The organism is Bradyrhizobium sp. USDA 10063, assembly GCF_054063735.1.
Window position 1 is genome coordinate 6,558,495 of the sequence record NZ_JBSSGP010000002.1, and the last position, 16,434, is coordinate 6,574,928.

The following is a 16,434-nucleotide window of genomic DNA, read 5'->3' on the forward strand; positions in this document are numbered from 1 at the left end:
GGTGAGGAGAGTGCTGGGTGACCCAACCGCTTCTGATCGAACATCAGGACGGCGCCGATTGGGTGACGCTCAATCGGCCCGAGAGCCTGAACGCGCTCGATCCTTCGCTGATCGATGCGCTCAATGCCTACTTCCAGGGCCTTCAGCGTAACCGCGACACGCGTGTCGTAGTCCTCGAAGGCGCCGGACAGAACTTCTGTGCCGGCCTCGACCTCAAACACGCGATGCAGCGCCGCGCCGGCCAGCAGGAGCCGCCTGATGTCACCGAGTCGCTCGACTTGCAGCGGCGCATCGCCGACATCGTGATGCTGATGCGCCGCTGCCCGCAGCCAATCATCGCGCTGATCCAGGGCGCGGCCGCCGGCGGCGGCTTCGCGCTGGCGCTCGCGTCCGATATCCGCATCGCCACCAGATCGGCGCGGATGAACTGCGCCTTCATCAAGCTCGGCCTCGGTGGCTGCGATATCGGCACCAGCTACTTCCTGCCGCGCCTGGTCGGCGTCTCCGTTGCGTCCGAACTGATCCTCACCGGCCGCTTCATCGCCGCCGAGCGCGCGCTCGCGGTCGGTCTCGTCTCGGAGGTGGTCGAAGAGGGCGAGCTTGATGCGGCGGCTGAGCCTTATGTCGATGCGATGCTGACGGCGTCACCTGTGGGCCTGCGGCTCTCGAAGGAGTGCCTCAACATGAGCGTCGATGCAGGATCGTTGGAAGCTGTCATCGCGATGGAGGACCGCAACCAGGTACTGTGCAGCCGTTCGGAAGATTTTGCCGAAGGTATCAGGGCCTTTCTCGAAAAACGAAAGCCTGTGTATATCAGGCGATAGCAACAAAGATCCGCAAAGGACAAAAATTCCGGGAGACGCAAAATGGATGGGAGTGCAGCCGCGGTACTGGAAAAGCCGGGCTTTCGCAAGATCGAATGGCTGCCGCGCGACATCGCGGTCGATCGGCGGGACGACGGCGCGATCGTCCTGAAGTCGCGGATTCCGCTCACCCCGTACGAGGCGCATATTCCAGCATCGCTCGCGAAATGGGCGAGAGAGGCGCCGGGGCGGACCTGGCTCGCGCAGCGCACCGGCCCCGATCGGCAATGGCGCAACCTGTCCTACGCCGAGGCCAAGCGCACGGTGGATGCGCTCACGCAAGGCTTGCTCAATCTGAAGCTCGAGCCCGGCCGTCCGGTCACGATCCTCTCGGGCAATTCGATCGAGCACGCGCTGATGACGCAAGCGGCGATGCAGGCGCGCCTGCCGGCGGCGCCGGTGTCGCCTGCCTATTCGCTGATGAGCCAGGATCATCTCAAGCTCAAATATCTGTTCGAGCTGATCCGGCCGGCCGTGGTGATGGTGCAGGATGGCCCAACCTTCGAGAAAGCGCTGCGCGCACTCGATCTCGCCGGCGTCACCGTCGTCCATGTCGCGCGCCCGTGCGACGGCATCAAGAGCGTCAGCTTCGCCGAGCTTGCGGCAGCGCCTGTCACTGACGATGTCGAAGCCTCGATCGAGCAGATCACTCCGCAAACAGTCGGCAAGCTGCTGTTTACCTCGGGCTCGACCGGCATGCCCAAGGCCGTCATCAACACTCAGGAGATGATGTGCGCCAATGCCGCAATGATGATGCAGGTGCGGCCGCGCGATCCGAACGGGCCGCTGGCGACCTATCTCGACTGGATGCCCTGGAATCACACCATGGGCGGCAACGCGCTATTCAACCCGGTGCTGATCGACGGCGGCACGCTCTATATCGACGACGGCCGGCCGATGCCGGGCCAGTTCGACGAGACCATCCGTAACCTGCGCGAGATCTCGCCGACCTACTACGCCAACGTCCCCGCCGGCTATGCCGCGCTGGCGGCCGCGATGGAACAAGATGATGGGCTGTGCCGCAGCTTCTTCAAAAATCTTTCCGTCATGGCCTATGGCGGCGCGCGGCTGCCTGACGATCTCTACGACCGCATGCAGGCACTGGCGGTCCGCACCACTGGCGAGCGCATCGTGTTCTATACCGGCTGGGGCTCGACCGAGACCGGGCCGACTTCGACCGGCACTTATTGGGACACCGAGCGCGTCGGCCTGATTGGCCTGCCGTTCCCCGGTGTCGAACTGAAGATGGTGCCGTGCGGCGCCAAGTATGAATTGCGCCTGCGCGGCGTCAACGTCACGCCCGGCTATTTCGGCCAGCCCGAGCTCACCAGGTCGGTGTTCGACGAAGAGGGGTTCTACTGCATCGGCGATGCCGGCGTGTTTGTCGACCCTGAGGATCCCGTGCAGGGCATCATCTTCGCCGGCCGCGTGGTGGAGGATTTCAAGCTTACGACCGGCACCTTCGTGCACGTCGGCTCCTTGCGAACCGATGCGATCGCGGCGGCAACGCCTGTCGTGCATGACGCGCTGGTAGCCGGGCAGGATCGCCCCTTCATCAGCCTGCTCGCCTGGCCCAATCTTCACGCCTGCCGGCAGATCATGGGCGATTCCAACGCAACCTTCGAAGACGCGGTGAAGCATCCGGAGGTGATCGCCTGTTTCAGGCGTGGACTGGAGGAGCACAACGTTTCCATCGCCGGCGCCAGCAGCCGGCGCATTTCGCGCGCAATGCTGATGGTCGAGCCGCCCTCGATCGACGGCAACGAGCTTACCGACAAGGGCTACATCAACCAGCGCGCCGGCCTCGAGCGCCGCGCCGCGCTGGTCGAGAGGCTCTATGCCGAAAAGCCCGACGAAGACGTGATCGTGCTGCAATGAACACGAAGCTCTCTCCACTCGTCATTCCGGGGCGGCGCGCAGCGCCGAACCCGGAATCCATTTCTCCGCTTGCGCATTCGGCGCAATGGATTCCGGGTTCGCGCTTCGCGCGCCCCGGAATGACGGCAAACACATGACTGCAGGAAAAAGGTAGGCCGCCATGAATTTCGATTTCTCCGACGAACAGAAGCAGATGCGCGACGAGGCGCGGAAATTCCTTAGCGAGCAATGCCCGCCGAAGGCGGTGCGCACTGTACTGGACGGCAAGGCAGTCTATGACAAGAACTTGTGGAAAGGCCTCGCCGAGATGGGTTTCCTGGGCGTCGCGATCCCCGAACAGTTCGGCGGCGCGGGCGCGGGCCATCTCGAGCTCTGCGTGATTGCCGAAGAGATGGGCCGGGCGTTGGCGCCGGTGCCGTTTTCCTCGACCGTTTATCTTGCGGCGGAAGCCTTGATGCTCGCCGGCAGTGATGCGCAGAAGCAGAAATGGCTGCCGAAGATCGCGAGCGGTGAGGCGATCGGCACGCTGGCGCTGTTCGAGGGCAAGGGCAATCCGTCGCCGAAGGCGATCAAGCTCACTGCATCCAGCGGAGCGCTCAACGGCACCAAGAAGCCGGTGCCGGATGGCGCCATCGCCGATTTTGCCGTAGTTGCCGCACGCACCGGTTCGACGGGACGCGATGCAGATATTTCGCTGTTCCTGGTCGACTTGAAAGCCGGCGGTGTCGAGGTGAAGGAACTGACCAACATCGATCCGACCCGCGGCCAGGCGGAGATCACCTTCAGCAACGCCAAGGCCGAGCCGCTCGGAGCCGCCGGCGAAGGCTGGGGTATCATTAGCCAAGTGCTCGACCGCGCCGCGGTGCTCTTGGCGTTCGAGCAGGTCGGCGGCGCTGACCGCGCGCTGGAGATGGGCCGCGATTACGCGCTCGACCGCATCGCTTTCGGCCGTCCCATCGGTTCGTTCCAGGCGGTCAAGCACATCCTTGCCGACATGTATGTCTCGGCGACGCTGGCGCGCTCCAATTGCTATTACGGTGCCTGGGCGCTCTCGACCAATGCGGCGGAATTGCCGGAAGCAGCGGCGGCTGCGCGGATCAGCGCGACGCAGGCGTTCCAGCATTGCGCCAAGAACAACATACAGGTCCATGGCGGCATGGGATTCACCTGGGAGTTCGACTGCCACATGTACTACCGCCGCGCCAACGCCACCGCGCTTGGCCTCGGCAGCCTCTCCTATTGGGAAGACGCGCTGATCGATCGCATGCGCAAGAAGCACGCGGCTTAAGCAGCTCGAGGGACCACGTCCATGAACTTCGACGACACCCCGCAGGAAGCTGCGTTCCGCGCCGAGGCGAAAGCCTGGATCGCGGCGAACGCGCCGAAGCAATATGAGGAAGAGCTGCGCAAATCCTCGCTCGGCCGCACCCAGCTCAAGAATGCCAACATCCTCGAGGTCGCAAAGGCCTGGCAGAAAAAGAAGGCGGATGCCGGCTGGGCCTGCCTGCACTGGCCGAAGGAATATGGCGGCCGCGGCGCCTCGCCGATCGAGCGCGTGATCTGGCAGCAGGAGGAGGGCGCTTTCGGCAAGCTCTCCGCGATGTTCATTATCGGCCACGGCATGTGCGGCCCGACCATGATGGCGTTCGCGCGCGAGGAGCATAAGCGCCACTATCTGCCGCCGCTGGCCTCGGGCGAAAAGATCTGGTGCCAGCTCTTCTCCGAGCCCGCAGGAGGCTCTGATGTCGCTGGACTTCGTACCCGCGCGGAGAAAAAGGGCGACGAGTGGATCATCAACGGTCAGAAGATCTGGACGTCGGGCGCGCATTATTCCGACTACGGCATCCTGCTGACTCGCACCGATCCGACCGTGCCTAAGCACAAGGGCCTCACGATGTTCTTCCTGGACATGAAGAGCCCGGGCGTCGAGGTCAGACCGATCAAGCAGGCGAGCGGACAGTCCGACTTCAACGAGGTCTATTTCACCGACGTCAGGATTCCGGATCATCAGCGGCTCGGTGAGGTCAATGATGGCTGGAACGTTTCGCTCACCACGCTGATGAATGAGCGCATGTCGATCGGCGCCGGTGTCGCGACCGGTTTTCCGGAGCTGTTCGAGTTCTGCAACAACCTGATGCTGGAGGACGGCCCGGCGATCGAAGACCGCAGCGTTCGCTCGCGGCTTGCGAACTATGCAGTCAAGGCGAGTGGGCTGAAATACACCAGCATGCGCGCGATCTCGGCCTTGTCGAAGGGTGAGCGGCCGGGACCAGAGAACTCGATCGGCAAGCTGGTGGCAGGCTCGATGATCCAGGAGGTCGCAATGTACGCGCTCGACCTGCAGGGCGCCGCCGGCGTCGTGAGCGGGCCGGAGGATGCGGAACTCGCCGGCAAGTTCCAGGCGATGCTGCTGCGTGCGCCCGGCACCCGGGTCGAAGGCGGTACCGACGAGATCATGCGCAACATCATTGCCGAACGCGTGCTGGGATTGCCCGGCGACATCAGGGTCGACAAGGACGTGCCGTTCAACCAGATACCGACCAAGGGCCGCGCGACTTGAACCCGTAGGGTGGGCAAAGCGAAGCGTGCCCACCATTGCGAGCGAAGTCTTGATGGTGGGCACGCTTCGCTTTGCCCACCCTACGTAAGAACAGAGGTCCGCCATGAATTTCGACGACACCCCGCAGGAAGCCGCCTTCCGCGCCGAGGCGCGCAAATGGGTCGAGGCCAACGCGCCCAAGGAGTATGAGGCGGAGCTGTCGAAATCCTCGCTCGGCCGCATCCGGCTGGAGAAGGCCGAGATCGTCGATGTCGGCAAGGCCTGGCAGAAGAAGAAGGCGGAGGCCGGCTGGGCCTGCCTGCATTGGCCGAAGGAATATGGCGGCCGCGGCGCCACTCCGATCGAGCGCGTGATCTGGCAGCAGGAAGAGGGCATCTACGGCAAATTGACCCAGCCGTTCCAGATCGGCGAGGGCATGTGCGGCCCGACCGTAATGGCCTATGGCAGCGAGGAGCATAAGCGCCGCTACCTCCCGAAGCTCGCGTCGGGTGAGGAGATCTGGTGCCAGCTCTTTTCTGAGCCGGCCGGCGGCTCCGACGTCGCAGGGCTTCGCACGCGCGCGGAAAAGCAGGGCGACAACTGGGTCATCAACGGCCAGAAGATCTGGACCTCGGGCGCGCATTATTCCGATTACGGGCTTTTGATCACGCGCACCGATCCGAGCGTGCCAAAGCACAAGGGGCTCACCATGTTCTTCCTGGACATGAAGAGCAAAGGCGTCGAAGTCCGCCCGATCAAGCAGGCCAACGGCATGCAGGAGTTCAACGAGGTCTATTTCACCGATGTGGTGATCCCGGACAGCCAGCGGCTCGGCGCCGTCGGCGACGGCTGGAACGTCTCGCTGACCACCTTGATGAACGAGCGCATGTCGATCGGCGCGCGGCTTGCGACCGGCTTCCCGGAGATGTTCGAGTTCTGCGCGAACCTGATGACGGAGGACGGGCTTGCGATCGACGATCCCGCCGTGCGCTCGAAGCTCGCTAGTTGGGCCGTGAAGGCGGGCGGGCTGAAATACACCAGCTACCGCGCGATCTCATCGCTCTCCAAAGGCGAGCGTCCCGGTCCGGAGAACTCGATCGGCAAGCTCGTCGCCGGCACGATGCTGCAGGACATCGCAGCCTATGCGATGGATCTGGAAGGCTCCGCCGGCGCGCTCACTGGCGCTTCGGAGGAAGTAGCGAACGGCCAGTTCCAGCAGATGCTACTGACCTCGCCGTCGATGCGGATCGCCGGCGGCACCGATGAGATCCTGCGCAATATCATCGCCGAACGCGTGCTTGGCCTGCCCGGTGACATCAGGGTCGACAAGGACGTGCCGTTCAACAAGATCCCAACCAAAGGACGCTGACCATGGATGCGAAAACGCCGAGCCCGCGTTACACCACGGAAGATCGCATCGGCGTGCTCGAAGAGCTGCTGCATGAGCGCTACTCGGTGCGCGCCTTCCTGCCGCGTGAAGTGCCGCGGGAGGTCATCGAGCATGTGCTCAACGTGGCGCAGCGCACCGCGTCCTGGTGCAACAGCCAGCCTTGGCAGGTCTTGATCGCGAGCGGCGAGGCCAAGGAACGGTTTCGTAAATTGATCTATGCCGAGGCGGCTTCCGGCGCCAAGGACGACCATGACTTCACGCCGCCACGCGAATATGTCGGGGTCTATTTGCAGCGCCGCCGGGAGAGCGGCTTTCAGCTCTACAACACGCTTGGCATCGCCCGCGGCGACAAGGCGGCGTACGCAAAGCAGGCGCTGGAGAACTACAATTTCTTCGGCGCGCCGCATGTCGCGATCATTCACACCAACGAGCCGCTCGGTATCTATGGTGCGATCGACTGCGGCGCTTACGTCAGCAATTTCCTGTTGGCCGCCCAGGCGCTCGGACTCGGCACCATCCCGCAGGCGGCACTCGCCCGCCATTCCGGCCTGATCCGCCACCACTTCAACCTGGCCGACGACCGCCGCGTGGTCTGCGGCATCTCCTTCGGCTACGCCGACCACGGCCACAAGGTGAACAGCTATCGCACATCAAGGGCGACCGTCGCGGATGCCGTAACGTTTTTGGACGAGTAGGCTCGCATCTCGACGCGGCCCTGATCAGCGGGCGCGCGTGGGCGCTTTCGGAAGTTTGTCAGGGTCGAACCTTGGTGCCGGCCCGGTTGGCTCCGGCGCGGGCGGCTGTGGTTCGCTGAGAATCAGCGTTCCTTCAAGGAGCACGCCCGGCACCTGCTCCGCGGTCGCCGTGTAACGCCCCAACTTGTCGGCGCAAATTCCTTCAAGCCGAAGCGTAAGGTCATCGGCGCCGAAGACGGTTGCATGTCCCTCGGTGTGCCTTTTGACTGACAAGATGGCGGTGAAACGATCGCCGTCGATTTCGCAGGAGCCGCTGTAGGTCGTGATGCTGTCATGACCCCAGATCTTGCCGTCTTCGACATGGGCAATGCCGGTGCCTTGGCCCAGCGGGGTCTTGAACCACGCCGCATAGGTACCGTTTCTGAGCATGGAGGAACCTTCTCCCTCGGTATTCGCAATTGCCCCAACCGGATCATCGACATGGTTATCGCTAACACTTGGTTAATCTCCTTCCCCGGGCGAATCCGGTGAAAGAGTTGCACGCCGGACGTCAGATGTCGTGACCCAGCAGCTCGGCGATCACCTCCTCGGAGAACGCCTTCTTGACCCCCGCGATCAAGACATGTTCGAATTCGCCGGGAATTGACATCGCGCGCGGCAGGCCATGTTCGAGCAGTGCCCGGGCGCAGCCGACCCAGTCGCCGCCCTCGACCGGCTGGTTGCGGGACGCCCATGACAGCGTGCCGCAGACATTATCGCCAAAGCCGTGTTCTTCCGTCCATTTCGCGCCGTGTTCGAGCAGGAAGCGCGTCAATGCGGCGTCGCCGCGGAAGACAGCGAGATTGAGCGCGGATGCATCCCAGTCCCCGCCGCGCACGGAGATTGGCCAGCCGAGCCGGACCATCAGTCTTGCGCCTTCGCTTCCGCCTTCCGCCGTGATGTCTGGCAGCAGGCGCAGTTGCGCCTCGGGCAGCGACGCAGGCAGGTCGGGCCGTCTTGCGCCGATCGCGCGGGCTTCGCGCTCGTCGCCGCGTGCGCACGCCGCCACGAAACGTTCTTCGTCCGAGATCGGCTCTGCGCCGATGCGGCCGCGCAGCAGCTCGGCGATTTCCACAAGCCCAAACTGCAGCGCCAGTCTGTAAGCATCGACGCCGGCCGGGGTCACCTTCGACGGGTCGGCGCCGGCCTCCAGCAGGGCTTCGACGTGCCGGATCGAGCGCCTGCGCCTGATCGCCCACAGTAGCGGCGATCCCCAATCGCTCAGCGGCTTATTTCGCGCCGGCTCGTTCGGATCGCCCCCATGCTGCAGCAACAGCTTGAGCGGCGCCGCATCGTCGAGGTCGAGTGATCTGTAGATCGCGTTCGTCTCTGCGATGCGAGCGCCGTGCTCCAGCAGCAGGCGGGTGCAATCGGGATTCTCCAGCGAGTGGTAGAGCGACTCTCCGTCGTTCGGGTCGGCGCCGGCTTCGAGCAGCAGCTTCGTCAGCGCGGCATCGCGGTTGGTTCCGGCGGCGCCATAGAGCGTTGACAGGGGATAGCGCTCGTCCGGACTGCTGAGTGAACCCGGCGGCCAGCGGCTGTAGATCCGCTGATTGATGTCCGCGCCCGCGGCGATCAGAAATTTCGCGCTTTCGTGCAGCCGCTCGCGAAACTCGGGCACTCCGAGCAGCGCGGAATGGACGACCGCGAACAGCGGCGGCAATCGCAGCGGGCCGCCAGGACGATTGAGCCAGGAGGGATCGGCCTGCGTCGCCAGTCGCAGCGCATTTTGATCGCCAATCGCGCATGAAAGATAGGGATCGCCGGCGAGGAGGTCGGGGCTTTCGGCGAGAATCCGGAGCGCGACGCGCGGATTTGCACGATCCAAGGTGCCACTGACGTCGCCGGAGTAAATCAGTCCAACCCAGTGCAGGACGCGATCGGCGTGCTCGTTCTTCAAATCCGGCTGCACTTCCACATACCTCTTGAGATTGGCCAGCCGGCCGTCAGAACTTCGCCGGCCGTTTCTCCGCGCGCGCCTTGATGCCTTCCTTGATCTCTGCTCCGCGCAGGCTCTCGCGATGACGGATATCGGCAGCTTCCTCGTCGAACTCGCCGTGAGCGAATTCATTGATGGCGCGCTTCATGCCGGCCATCGCGACGGGCGCGTTGGCTGCGAGGATGGTGGCGAGCCGATCCACCTCCTCGTCCAGCGCTTCCTCCGGCACCATCGCGGTGAGATAGCCGATCCGCAGCATCTCCGGCGCGCTGATCCGCTGCCCGGTCAGGAATAGCATCTTGGCATTGTTGACGCCGAGCCGGGACACATAACGCCTGATCCCGTTCGGGTAATAATGCAGACCCAGCTTTGCCGCCGGCATGAACATCTCCGCGGTGTCGACGCCGATGCGGAAATCGCAGGCCAGCGCCAGATCGGTCGAGCCGCCATAGACGCCGCCGTTGAGCCGGCAGATCGTGGGCACGCCGAGATCTTCGAGCCGGTTGGCCACGCCTTCGAACGCGGAACCGGTGCTCGGCTCTTCGCCGGTGGCAGTGGCGCGCGCCGCCACCGAATTGAGATCGTAGCCGGCGGAAAAGGCGCGACCGGTGCCGGTCAGGACCAGCACGCGGACGGCGGGATCGGCCTCGACGTGGTCGAACAATTTCACCAGCTCGACGAGATCCTCCGCCTGCAACCGGTTCATGTGCTTCGGACGGTTGAGGCGGATGGTGGCGCGAGCGCCCGAAATCTCGAGCAGCGGCGGGGTTGCGGTCTCTGCCGCGTCAGGCATGGTTTGCTCCATTGTTGGTTCTCCAGCTCGCGCCATTCGGCCTCGGCATCGATCGTCTCGGCAAGTTCGGGCCTGTTGGCTGCTTCCCGGACGTGGTAATCCACGCCGGTTGCCGGAAGGTGCCTTTCCCGGCCAAGCCCGTCAACGACGGCTGGCAAATGGCTGCATTCCGCCTCGGTCTCACCTGTTCGGGCATGCCAGGCGCTCTGGCCGGCGCCTGATTTGCCTGACAAAGTGGTGAGATTCGCGAACAAAAGAGCGACATTTCCCGTATATCAGGGAGAGGCTGCCGTGCGGGGCAGCCCCGGATTAAGAAATCGCGGCGACATTCACTGCTTAGAAATTGGTTGGTTTCCTATGGATACCTCACATCTTGCTCAGCACGCGGGGACTGCCGGCGCCTTGTTCGCATCGATCTTCGTGATCGCCACCACGACGATGCGGACAATGATCCCCTTGCGCGTTTTCGGCATCCTCGCGAACATTGTCCTGATCATCACGGCAATCCCGATCCATAATTATCTGGTCATTCTGGTGCAGGTGGTCATGCTGCTGGTTAATTCCTATCGCTTGCACCAGATGCTGCAGCTCGTCCGCGACGTGAGGAAATCCGTCAACAGCGATCTCTCGATGGACTGGCTGAAACCGTTCATGACCGAGCGCAAATGCAGCGCCGGCGAAGTCCTGTTCTATAAGGACGAAAAGGCCGACAGCATGTTCTACATCGTCAGCGGCCGCTTCCGCCTGGTCGAGTCCGGCATCGAGCTGCCGGTCGGCGCCATCGTCGGCGAGCTCGGCATGCTGTCGCCGTCGAATGTGCGCACGCAGACGCTGGAATGCGTCGAGGGCGGCGTCATCCTTTCGGTGAGCTACGACCAGGTCGAGCAGCTCTATGTGCAGAACCCGGCCTTCGGCTTCTATTTCCTCAGGCTTGCCAGCGCGCGGCTGTTCCAGAATATCGATACGCTGGAGCAGCGGCTGGCCCAGCAGGTGACGGCGGTAGAGCCGAAGCCGGCATGACGAGCGAGAGTGCAACCGTGGCGGACGACGACGGCATCCTGTCCTCGTTGCGTTATCTGTTCGCCGATTTCCTCGGCGACGAGGACGGCTCGCCGCCAGTGCTCCCCGAGGGATTGCCGGAGAGCGTCGCGGCCGCGGCGAGCGATGCCATCCACCTCCTGATCGATTATCAGAGCGCCAGTTACGCCCAGCTCTATGTCGACCGCTTGCGGCGCTTCGTCGGCAGGCGCGACGTCGACGAGGCGATGCTCGCCGAGATCGCGCGGCTGATGGCACAGCGCATGGCCTATGAGGACCCGATCCGGATCGCGCGATTGAAACTGCTCGAGCTCGACGACAAGGGTGCGCAGGCCCGGTCGGTGGACATCAGGAGATTCCGGTTCGACGAGTTGGTCGGCGCTCTGCCGGCCGCGGTCGCCGAGCCTGTGCTCGATCTGTTGGAGTGGCTGGGCTGGGCGCGAAGGACGGTCAAGGTCCGCTTCTCCACCAGGAACCGCTTCAGCATCCGCCGCCTGAAGCTTGAGGCGGGCCTCAAGCGCTGGCGGCTGTTCTCGGTTCGCTACGCCAAGGAGCGGGTCTGGGTCGAGCGCTGGCTGCACATGATCAACCGTAGTCTCGCCAAGCAGCCCGCCGCTGCCCTTTCGGTCATCCGGACGGCGACGATGATCGAAGGCTATGGCGCGAGCTACCGCCAGGGGCTCGCCGACTGGCACACGATCATCGACGACCTCGCCAAGCCGACCTTCGATGGCGTGCTTGCCTTGCCGGACCTCGCCGGGGCCATCGCGGAGGCCCGGGCGGCGGCCATGCCCGATCCGCGGCAGGCGGCGCTGAAGCGCAAGATCGCGGAAATCCGCGCCCGCCTGCCGGCCGCCACGACCGCGGCGGCCGGCTGATCGTCCGACCTATCGCGGGCCATCCTCGCGCGATCTCAGTTTCGGCGGTTCGTCATAGCCGCGACGGCTCGAGTAGAACAGGAGCGCCATCAGGCCGATGCCGATGACAATGGAGAACACGATGCCGATCGCCATGGCTGCATAGCCCTGGCCGGACATCGCGGCACCCGGCAATGTCAATCCCTGATAGGCAAAGACGCCAACGGCCGCCAGGATCGCGAGCAAGACGATGCCAATCGCCACTCGCATGGTTGCTGCCTTTCCTGTTTGGGTAACAAGAACCGGCAGGCGTGTTGCGTTCCCGCGAAAGCCGCTATTTCGCGGCCGGAGCCAGCTCGTTGAGCGCCCGCTCTCCTGCGGCGATCAGTTCCGCTAGCGTGGTCTTGCCGTTCCCGGCGCTTCTGATGATCTGTCTGGCGATTCTCTTGCGCACCGAGTGCCGCTCGCCATGCTGCGTCTGCTCGCAAATCCGATCCAAAGCGGCGTTCATGATTGCCAAGGTTTTCGAATCAAACTTCCCCTCGATCATTTTGCCCCTCCCTGATCTCTCCTCTCATTGGCTGCATCGACATGGCGGATGGTCAGCATGGCGCTGACATCGAGCACATTCTCGGTCTGCTTGGCCTTCTTCATCAACGCATCGCGCTCGCGGCCGAGCGGCAACCGGCGCGCGGCGGCGCGTGCATCGCGGGCGAATTTCTGCAAACGGACCTCGAATGGCTCGGTCGGCCGCGATCTGTTTCGCTTCTTCTTCATGCCGCCTCCGATCTGGAAGCAAAGCTATTCTGCCGCTTCAACAGCGTCCTTAACCTATGAAAGCTGATCAAACCAAAGATGCAAATCTTCCGCGGTTGGAACGTTTGCCGCGGCCGGACGTAAGCCCGTTGCTTCCGCTATCCGTCCCCGGAAGATGGCGGCGGCACTCCGATGACAGGCCCCGGCGAAAGAGGTCGCCGGGGCCGTCGACGCATCAGGGAAGCAGCCGATGACACGTTCCAGCCAGGGCATCGTCAGGGACAAGAAGGGCGAGGAGCAGCCTGCCGACAAGCGGCGCGCTCAGACCGCGCACAAAACGGATCCGAAGCATTCGGTTTCGAGGGAAGCGACTCGCGACCCCAAGCTCACCAACGACGAGAAGACGCCGGGTTCGGGCATGGGCCCCGACGACAGCGGCGACGCCCCGACGGGATAGGAAAGAGCGCGCGTAGGGGTTGCTTGCGGCGCTCCGCGTCGCGACGGCTTGACGCGAACACGTCCATTATTCGGAGCCACCGTCCAGTTTGGCGACGATGCGCACCCCTTGCCAGACCTCGATCGTGCCGACATTGAAGTGCTGGCGTGCCCTGGCGACCGCTTCTTCGTCCGTCTCGCTTTCCAGCTCCATCCGCTCGCGAATGTGGCCGTCGATTCCCAACAAATAGGCCCGGTATTCCCGCATCACATTTCCCCGACTGCACCGCTGCAGATCGTCACAGACGGGGTTCCGCCCGCGCATTAACATGTGGTGGGTGTGCTTGAAGAAACTTGCCTTTTAGGTGTGACCGATCGCAACCTGATAGAGTATAATATATCATTGGCTACTTCAGAGTGAATAACATACGTTATTGAATTGGACCGGTCCGTACTCGACTTATTCGCGGGGAGACTTTTCCTTTGAGTCCACTCGTTCGTAAGCTTGAGCAGTTTGTGCGGCTGTCGTCGGCCGATCGCGCGTTCCTCACCCGCGCGGCATCGGAACGGCTGCGCAAGTTCGGTCCCCGGGTCGATATCGTGCGCGAAGGCGAGAGACCCAAGGACGTGCAATTGGTCGTTGCCGGCTGGGCATGCCGCTACAAGCAGTTGGAGGATGGCCGGCGGCAGGTGGTCTCTTTCTTCCTGCCGGGCGATATCTGCGATCTCAACGTCTTCATCCTGCGCGAGATGGATCATTCGATCGGCTCGATCACGGATGTTACCATTGCCGACCTCTCGCGCGAATTCTTCGAGGAGATCAGCGCCGGATATCCGCGCATCGTGACGGCGCTGTGGTGGGAAAGCCTGGTCGATGCTGCGATCCAGCGCGAAATGGACGCTGAACCTGGGCCAGCGCACGGCGCTGGAGCGCATGGCGCATCTGCTGTGCGAATTGTTTTTCCGCCTGCGTCTCGCCGGTCTCACCTCCGGTGACAGTTGCGACTTTCCCTTGACGCAGGCTGATCTGGCCGACGCCAGCGGGCTGTCCAAGGTACATGTCAACCGTACCCTGCAGGAATTGCGCTCGGCGAACCTGATCGTATTGAAGGGCAAGACGCTGGTCGTGCCGGATCTTCGGCGCCTGATGGAAGCCGGCCTGTTCAACGCCAACTATCTGCATATGGAGCGCGAAGGCCGTCAGCTCGATGCCATCGAGTGATGCCGCCCCGGTCGGTGATCGCTTGCGCGGGGCGCCGCGGGTCGGAAGGGTGAGCATGTGATGCTTCGCCTGTGGTTGCGCGTGGCATCGCGTACGCCTGGAGACCGTTGTAACTGGAAGTCGTGCGGCGCTCACCACCAGCCAGTCAGTCGCTGCACTGCGACGCGAGGCACGGTTCGGGTAGTCACGCAAAGTCGTCTTGAGGCGATTATTCCGTTCGCGCCTTTTTGAGAGCGTATCTATTTGTTTTTACATGGTTTTTAGGTCGCGACGGTTCTGTCACGTTCAAGAAGTCCTCGATCCTGTCGGGCGAGCAATTCTGCGCAACATGTCCCGAGTACAAATCGCCGTCGGCCATCGTATTAATCTTTATGGCCTGCGCGGCGATGCCGCAGCACTATCGCCGTAGGGCCACACCATATGAATTTCGGAGGACCGAGTGGTGCATTCGGGCGCGGGAGATGCCATAAATGGCCGCAAGTTTTCAATATTGCGGGTTTAAGAAGAAGTTGCGCTGACGCCCAGGTCCGGTTTTTCTCCATCATTTTCCATCAGTCGCAGCGAAGGGCGTTAGCTTTGTCGTTTCCATCCATGTCGTCGTCGGTTCCGGTTGCAGCGCTGGCTGGATGGATGCTGCTGCTGACCGCCAAGCACATCGTGGCGGATTTCCTTTTGCAGAATTCCTGGATGGCGATCGGCAAGGATCAGAGGACCGGCTGGGCGCTGCCTTTGTTTGCGCATTGTCTCGTGCATCTCGCGACCTCGCTGCTCCTGATCCTGATGATCGCGCCAAGATTCTGGTTCGTCGCCTTCATCGATTTCTTCATCCACCTTGCGGTGGATCGCGCCAAGGGAATCACCACCTCGACCTTCGGCGTCACGACCGAGCACCCGTGGTTCTGGTCACTGATCGGCGTCGATCAGGCGCTGCATCACCTGACCGGGTTCGGCCTTTCGATCTTCATGGCCGCGAACTGATCGGACCCTGATTCAATCAGAACCGATGATCTAACGTCGTCGGACGGCGCGTTCCGATTCGCTCAAAGCTGGCAACCCTCCCGGACGACTACTGGCGCCCGTGGTTAACCCTTCGTTAGAGAATTACACGGCATCTTCCGGACCAGGGAGAACTGCAATGTTTTCAAGCCGCAACGCCTTCGAGAACGACGTTTGCCCGGTCCGCGAAGAGCTGCTCGGACAGATGTACCGCGCCAACCCTGCCGGCCTTCAGGCCCTGGTGGAGAGTGTCTCGTCCGATGTTCGGGCCATGCTGGCGCTGTTCTGCTATCGCCGCCATCATCTGCATTCGCTGGCGCTGGCGATCGCTGCAAGCTGCAGCGAACGCGAGCTCGCCTATTTTGGCGGCCACGTCGGCAACACCCTTTACAGATTGTCCCGCCAGCCGGCTCGCTCCACAACGCCCTCGCATGGCGGCCGCAAGCCGATCACGCTGTCGACTAAGCCGCTGGCGACCTTCGCGCCGATGGTGGATGTTCTCGACGAGGATGAGGTTGCGGAGACTGTGACTGCCTGAGCTCGATACCGGGCCACGAACTCTCCCTCATCCCGAGGAGCCGCAAAGCGGCGTCTCGAGGGATGGGCCGCGGGCCTCATGGTTCGAGACGGCGCTTCGCGCCTCCTCACCATGAGGGACTCCTGCCACGTCCGGGCTACGATCCTACGGTTCAACTGCCAACACCGGCAGTCCGTGCCGGCGCCTTGCCATCGCGCATTCGGCATCGCCCGGCATGCAGGTGCGGCAGACTTCGGGCCGTATCGCATAGATTGCGCAACCCGTCGCCTCGCCGATCTTGCCTGACAGCGCCGAGCAGCGGTCGCCCTCGCAGCGCATGCCGGATTGCCTTGCATTAATGTATTGCTGCGGGATCAGGTCGAGCTCCGCGTCATCCTCGGTGGTGAAGCGCGGCCAGTTCTCCGAATAGCAGCAGCATGCGCCGCAGGCCTGGCAGGGATTGTCGGTCGTCATTCT

General features: G+C 63.1%; 21 protein-coding genes and 1 pseudogene. 13 read left to right on the plus strand and 9 right to left on the minus strand.

The window, feature by feature from the left end:
* Window positions 1–17 precede the first annotated feature (17 nt).
* The gene (locus ACVJGD_RS32940; protein WP_456638110.1) at window positions 18–824 is read left to right on the plus strand and encodes an enoyl-CoA hydratase/isomerase family protein; all 807 of its coding nucleotides are present in this window, start codon (window positions 18–20) and stop codon (window positions 822–824) included.
* A 42-nt stretch (window positions 825–866) separates the two neighbouring features.
* A complete protein-coding gene (locus ACVJGD_RS32945) occupies window positions 867–2,741 on the plus strand; it encodes an AMP-binding protein (protein ID WP_456638111.1) in 1,875 nt (624 codons plus the stop codon).
* Window positions 2,742–2,762: 21 nt separating this feature from the next.
* Here the strand turns inward: ACVJGD_RS32945 and ACVJGD_RS32950 are convergent, their stop codons facing one another.
* On the minus strand, window positions 2,763–2,903 hold the full coding sequence (locus ACVJGD_RS32950) for a hypothetical protein (protein ID WP_456638112.1): 141 nt from the start codon (window positions 2,901–2,903) through the stop codon (window positions 2,763–2,765).
* On the opposite strand from ACVJGD_RS32950, the gene ACVJGD_RS32955 reads away from it, so the two are divergent.
* The 4 genes from ACVJGD_RS32955 (at window position 2,902) to ACVJGD_RS32970 (ending at window position 7,365) form a co-directional block, all read left to right on the plus strand.
* A complete protein-coding gene (locus tag ACVJGD_RS32955; protein ID WP_456638113.1) occupies window positions 2,902–4,029 on the plus strand; it encodes an acyl-CoA dehydrogenase family protein in 1,128 nt (375 codons plus the stop codon). The genes ACVJGD_RS32950 and ACVJGD_RS32955 overlap by 2 nt on opposite strands.
* 21 nt (window positions 4,030–4,050) lie before the next feature.
* A complete protein-coding gene (locus tag ACVJGD_RS32960) occupies window positions 4,051–5,301 on the plus strand; it encodes an acyl-CoA dehydrogenase (RefSeq protein ID WP_456638114.1) in 1,251 nt (416 codons plus the stop codon).
* Between the two features lie 103 nt (window positions 5,302–5,404).
* Window positions 5,405–6,649 (plus strand): acyl-CoA dehydrogenase, encoded by a 1,245-nt coding sequence (locus tag ACVJGD_RS32965; protein ID WP_456638115.1) that lies wholly within the window; start codon window positions 5,405–5,407, stop codon window positions 6,647–6,649.
* A gap of 2 nt (window positions 6,650–6,651) precedes the next feature.
* Window positions 6,652–7,365 carry a nitroreductase gene (locus ACVJGD_RS32970; protein WP_456638116.1) on the plus strand — a complete coding sequence of 238 codons (714 nt, stop codon included), beginning with the start codon at window positions 6,652–6,654 and terminating at the stop codon, window positions 7,363–7,365.
* A gap of 24 nt (window positions 7,366–7,389) precedes the next feature.
* Here the strand turns inward: ACVJGD_RS32970 and ACVJGD_RS32975 are convergent, their stop codons facing one another.
* The 3 genes from ACVJGD_RS32975 to ACVJGD_RS32985 all read right to left on the minus strand — a co-directional run bounded on the left by ACVJGD_RS32975 (window position 7,390) and on the right by ACVJGD_RS32985 (window position 10,136).
* The gene (locus ACVJGD_RS32975) at window positions 7,390–7,794 is read right to left on the minus strand and encodes a hypothetical protein (protein ID WP_456638117.1); all 405 of its coding nucleotides are present in this window, start codon (window positions 7,792–7,794) and stop codon (window positions 7,390–7,392) included.
* Between the two features lie 121 nt (window positions 7,795–7,915).
* A complete protein-coding gene (locus ACVJGD_RS32980; RefSeq protein WP_456638118.1) occupies window positions 7,916–9,316 on the minus strand; it encodes an ankyrin repeat domain-containing protein in 1,401 nt (466 codons plus the stop codon).
* Window positions 9,317–9,350: 34 nt separating this feature from the next.
* On the minus strand, window positions 9,351–10,136 hold the full coding sequence (locus ACVJGD_RS32985; protein ID WP_456638119.1) for an enoyl-CoA hydratase/isomerase family protein: 786 nt from the start codon (window positions 10,134–10,136) through the stop codon (window positions 9,351–9,353).
* 11 nt (window positions 10,137–10,147) lie between these two features.
* Here ACVJGD_RS32985 and ACVJGD_RS32990 point away from each other — a divergent pair, with 11 nt between their 5' ends.
* From ACVJGD_RS32990 to ACVJGD_RS33000, 3 genes are all read left to right on the plus strand, one after another.
* Entirely contained in the window at window positions 10,148–10,357 is a 210-nt protein-coding gene (locus tag ACVJGD_RS32990; protein WP_456638120.1) for a hypothetical protein, read from the plus strand.
* Between the two features lie 136 nt (window positions 10,358–10,493).
* Window positions 10,494–11,156: a Crp/Fnr family transcriptional regulator gene (locus ACVJGD_RS32995; protein WP_456638121.1), complete on the plus strand. Its 663-nt coding sequence runs from the start codon at window positions 10,494–10,496 to the stop codon at window positions 11,154–11,156.
* Window positions 11,153–12,052 (plus strand): DUF6537 domain-containing protein, encoded by a 900-nt coding sequence (locus tag ACVJGD_RS33000; RefSeq protein ID WP_456638122.1) that lies wholly within the window; start codon window positions 11,153–11,155, stop codon window positions 12,050–12,052. Before ACVJGD_RS32995 ends, ACVJGD_RS33000 begins: the two co-directional genes overlap by 4 nt.
* Window positions 12,053–12,061: 9 nt before the next feature.
* Here ACVJGD_RS33000 and ACVJGD_RS33005 read toward each other — a convergent pair whose 3' ends face one another.
* The 3 genes from ACVJGD_RS33005 to ACVJGD_RS33015 all read right to left on the minus strand — a co-directional run bounded on the left by ACVJGD_RS33005 (window position 12,062) and on the right by ACVJGD_RS33015 (window position 12,808).
* Window positions 12,062–12,301 carry a hypothetical protein gene (locus ACVJGD_RS33005; RefSeq protein ID WP_456638123.1) on the minus strand — a complete coding sequence of 80 codons (240 nt, stop codon included), beginning with the start codon at window positions 12,299–12,301 and terminating at the stop codon, window positions 12,062–12,064.
* 64 nt (window positions 12,302–12,365) lie between these two features.
* Entirely contained in the window at window positions 12,366–12,581 is a 216-nt protein-coding gene (locus ACVJGD_RS33010; RefSeq protein ID WP_456638124.1) for a hypothetical protein, read from the minus strand.
* A complete protein-coding gene (locus ACVJGD_RS33015) occupies window positions 12,578–12,808 on the minus strand; it encodes a hypothetical protein (protein WP_456638125.1) in 231 nt (76 codons plus the stop codon). The genes ACVJGD_RS33010 and ACVJGD_RS33015 overlap by 4 nt, the downstream gene beginning before the upstream one ends.
* 229 nt (window positions 12,809–13,037) lie before the next feature.
* Between ACVJGD_RS33015 and ACVJGD_RS33020 the strand changes: the two genes are divergently transcribed.
* Entirely contained in the window at window positions 13,038–13,244 is a 207-nt protein-coding gene (locus ACVJGD_RS33020) for a hypothetical protein (RefSeq protein ID WP_456638126.1), read from the plus strand.
* Window positions 13,245–13,310: 66 nt separating this feature from the next.
* Here ACVJGD_RS33020 and ACVJGD_RS33025 read toward each other — a convergent pair whose 3' ends face one another.
* Complete coding sequence (locus ACVJGD_RS33025) at window positions 13,311–13,490, minus strand: hypothetical protein (RefSeq protein ID WP_456638127.1); 180 nt, start codon at window positions 13,488–13,490, stop codon at window positions 13,311–13,313.
* A 215-nt stretch (window positions 13,491–13,705) separates the two neighbouring features.
* Here ACVJGD_RS33025 and ACVJGD_RS33030 point away from each other — a divergent pair.
* The 3 genes and pseudogenes from ACVJGD_RS33030 (at window position 13,706) to ACVJGD_RS33040 (ending at window position 15,978) form a co-directional block, all read left to right on the plus strand.
* Window positions 13,706–14,444: pseudogene (locus ACVJGD_RS33030) on the plus strand (Crp/Fnr family transcriptional regulator).
* A 630-nt stretch (window positions 14,445–15,074) separates the two neighbouring features.
* Window positions 15,075–15,422 carry a DUF3307 domain-containing protein gene (locus ACVJGD_RS33035; protein WP_456638128.1) on the plus strand — a complete coding sequence of 116 codons (348 nt, stop codon included), beginning with the start codon at window positions 15,075–15,077 and terminating at the stop codon, window positions 15,420–15,422.
* Window positions 15,423–15,579: 157 nt separating this feature from the next.
* Window positions 15,580–15,978, plus strand: coding sequence for a hypothetical protein (locus ACVJGD_RS33040; RefSeq protein WP_456638129.1), 399 nt, complete (start codon window positions 15,580–15,582; stop codon window positions 15,976–15,978).
* Between the two features lie 144 nt (window positions 15,979–16,122).
* Here ACVJGD_RS33040 and ACVJGD_RS33045 read toward each other — a convergent pair whose 3' ends face one another.
* Window positions 16,123–16,431, minus strand: a complete 309-nt coding sequence (locus ACVJGD_RS33045) for a YkgJ family cysteine cluster protein (protein WP_456638130.1) — start codon at window positions 16,429–16,431, stop codon at window positions 16,123–16,125.
* Window positions 16,432–16,434: the final 3 nt, after the last annotated feature.

Coding starts and splice junctions, on each gene's coding strand:
- ACVJGD_RS32965 (WP_456638115.1), top strand. CDS start 5,405: ATGAATTTCGACGACACCCCGCAGGAAGCCGCCTTCCGCGCCGAGGCG.
- ACVJGD_RS33040 (WP_456638129.1), top strand. CDS start 15,580: ATGTTTTCAAGCCGCAACGCCTTCGAGAACGACGTTTGCCCGGTCCGC.
- ACVJGD_RS33010 (WP_456638124.1), bottom strand. CDS start 12,581: ATGATCGAGGGGAAGTTTGATTCGAAAACCTTGGCAATCATGAACGCC.
- ACVJGD_RS33045 (WP_456638130.1), bottom strand. CDS start 16,431: ATGACGACCGACAATCCCTGCCAGGCCTGCGGCGCATGCTGCTGCTAT.
- ACVJGD_RS33035 (WP_456638128.1), top strand. CDS start 15,075: ATGCTGCTGCTGACCGCCAAGCACATCGTGGCGGATTTCCTTTTGCAG.
- ACVJGD_RS33025 (WP_456638127.1), bottom strand. CDS start 13,490: ATGCGGGAATACCGGGCCTATTTGTTGGGAATCGACGGCCACATTCGC.
- ACVJGD_RS32945 (WP_456638111.1), top strand. CDS start 867: ATGGATGGGAGTGCAGCCGCGGTACTGGAAAAGCCGGGCTTTCGCAAG.
- ACVJGD_RS32950 (WP_456638112.1), bottom strand. CDS start 2,903: ATGGCGGCCTACCTTTTTCCTGCAGTCATGTGTTTGCCGTCATTCCGG.
- ACVJGD_RS32975 (WP_456638117.1), bottom strand. CDS start 7,794: ATGCTCAGAAACGGTACCTATGCGGCGTGGTTCAAGACCCCGCTGGGC.
- ACVJGD_RS33015 (WP_456638125.1), bottom strand. CDS start 12,808: ATGAAGAAGAAGCGAAACAGATCGCGGCCGACCGAGCCATTCGAGGTC.
- ACVJGD_RS32970 (WP_456638116.1), top strand. CDS start 6,652: ATGGATGCGAAAACGCCGAGCCCGCGTTACACCACGGAAGATCGCATC.
- ACVJGD_RS32960 (WP_456638114.1), top strand. CDS start 4,051: ATGAACTTCGACGACACCCCGCAGGAAGCTGCGTTCCGCGCCGAGGCG.
- ACVJGD_RS33000 (WP_456638122.1), top strand. CDS start 11,153: ATGACGAGCGAGAGTGCAACCGTGGCGGACGACGACGGCATCCTGTCC.
- ACVJGD_RS32995 (WP_456638121.1), top strand. CDS start 10,494: ATGGATACCTCACATCTTGCTCAGCACGCGGGGACTGCCGGCGCCTTG.
- ACVJGD_RS33005 (WP_456638123.1), bottom strand. CDS start 12,301: ATGCGAGTGGCGATTGGCATCGTCTTGCTCGCGATCCTGGCGGCCGTT.
- ACVJGD_RS32955 (WP_456638113.1), top strand. CDS start 2,902: ATGAATTTCGATTTCTCCGACGAACAGAAGCAGATGCGCGACGAGGCG.
- ACVJGD_RS33020 (WP_456638126.1), top strand. CDS start 13,038: ATGACACGTTCCAGCCAGGGCATCGTCAGGGACAAGAAGGGCGAGGAG.
- ACVJGD_RS32985 (WP_456638119.1), bottom strand. CDS start 10,136: ATGCCTGACGCGGCAGAGACCGCAACCCCGCCGCTGCTCGAGATTTCG.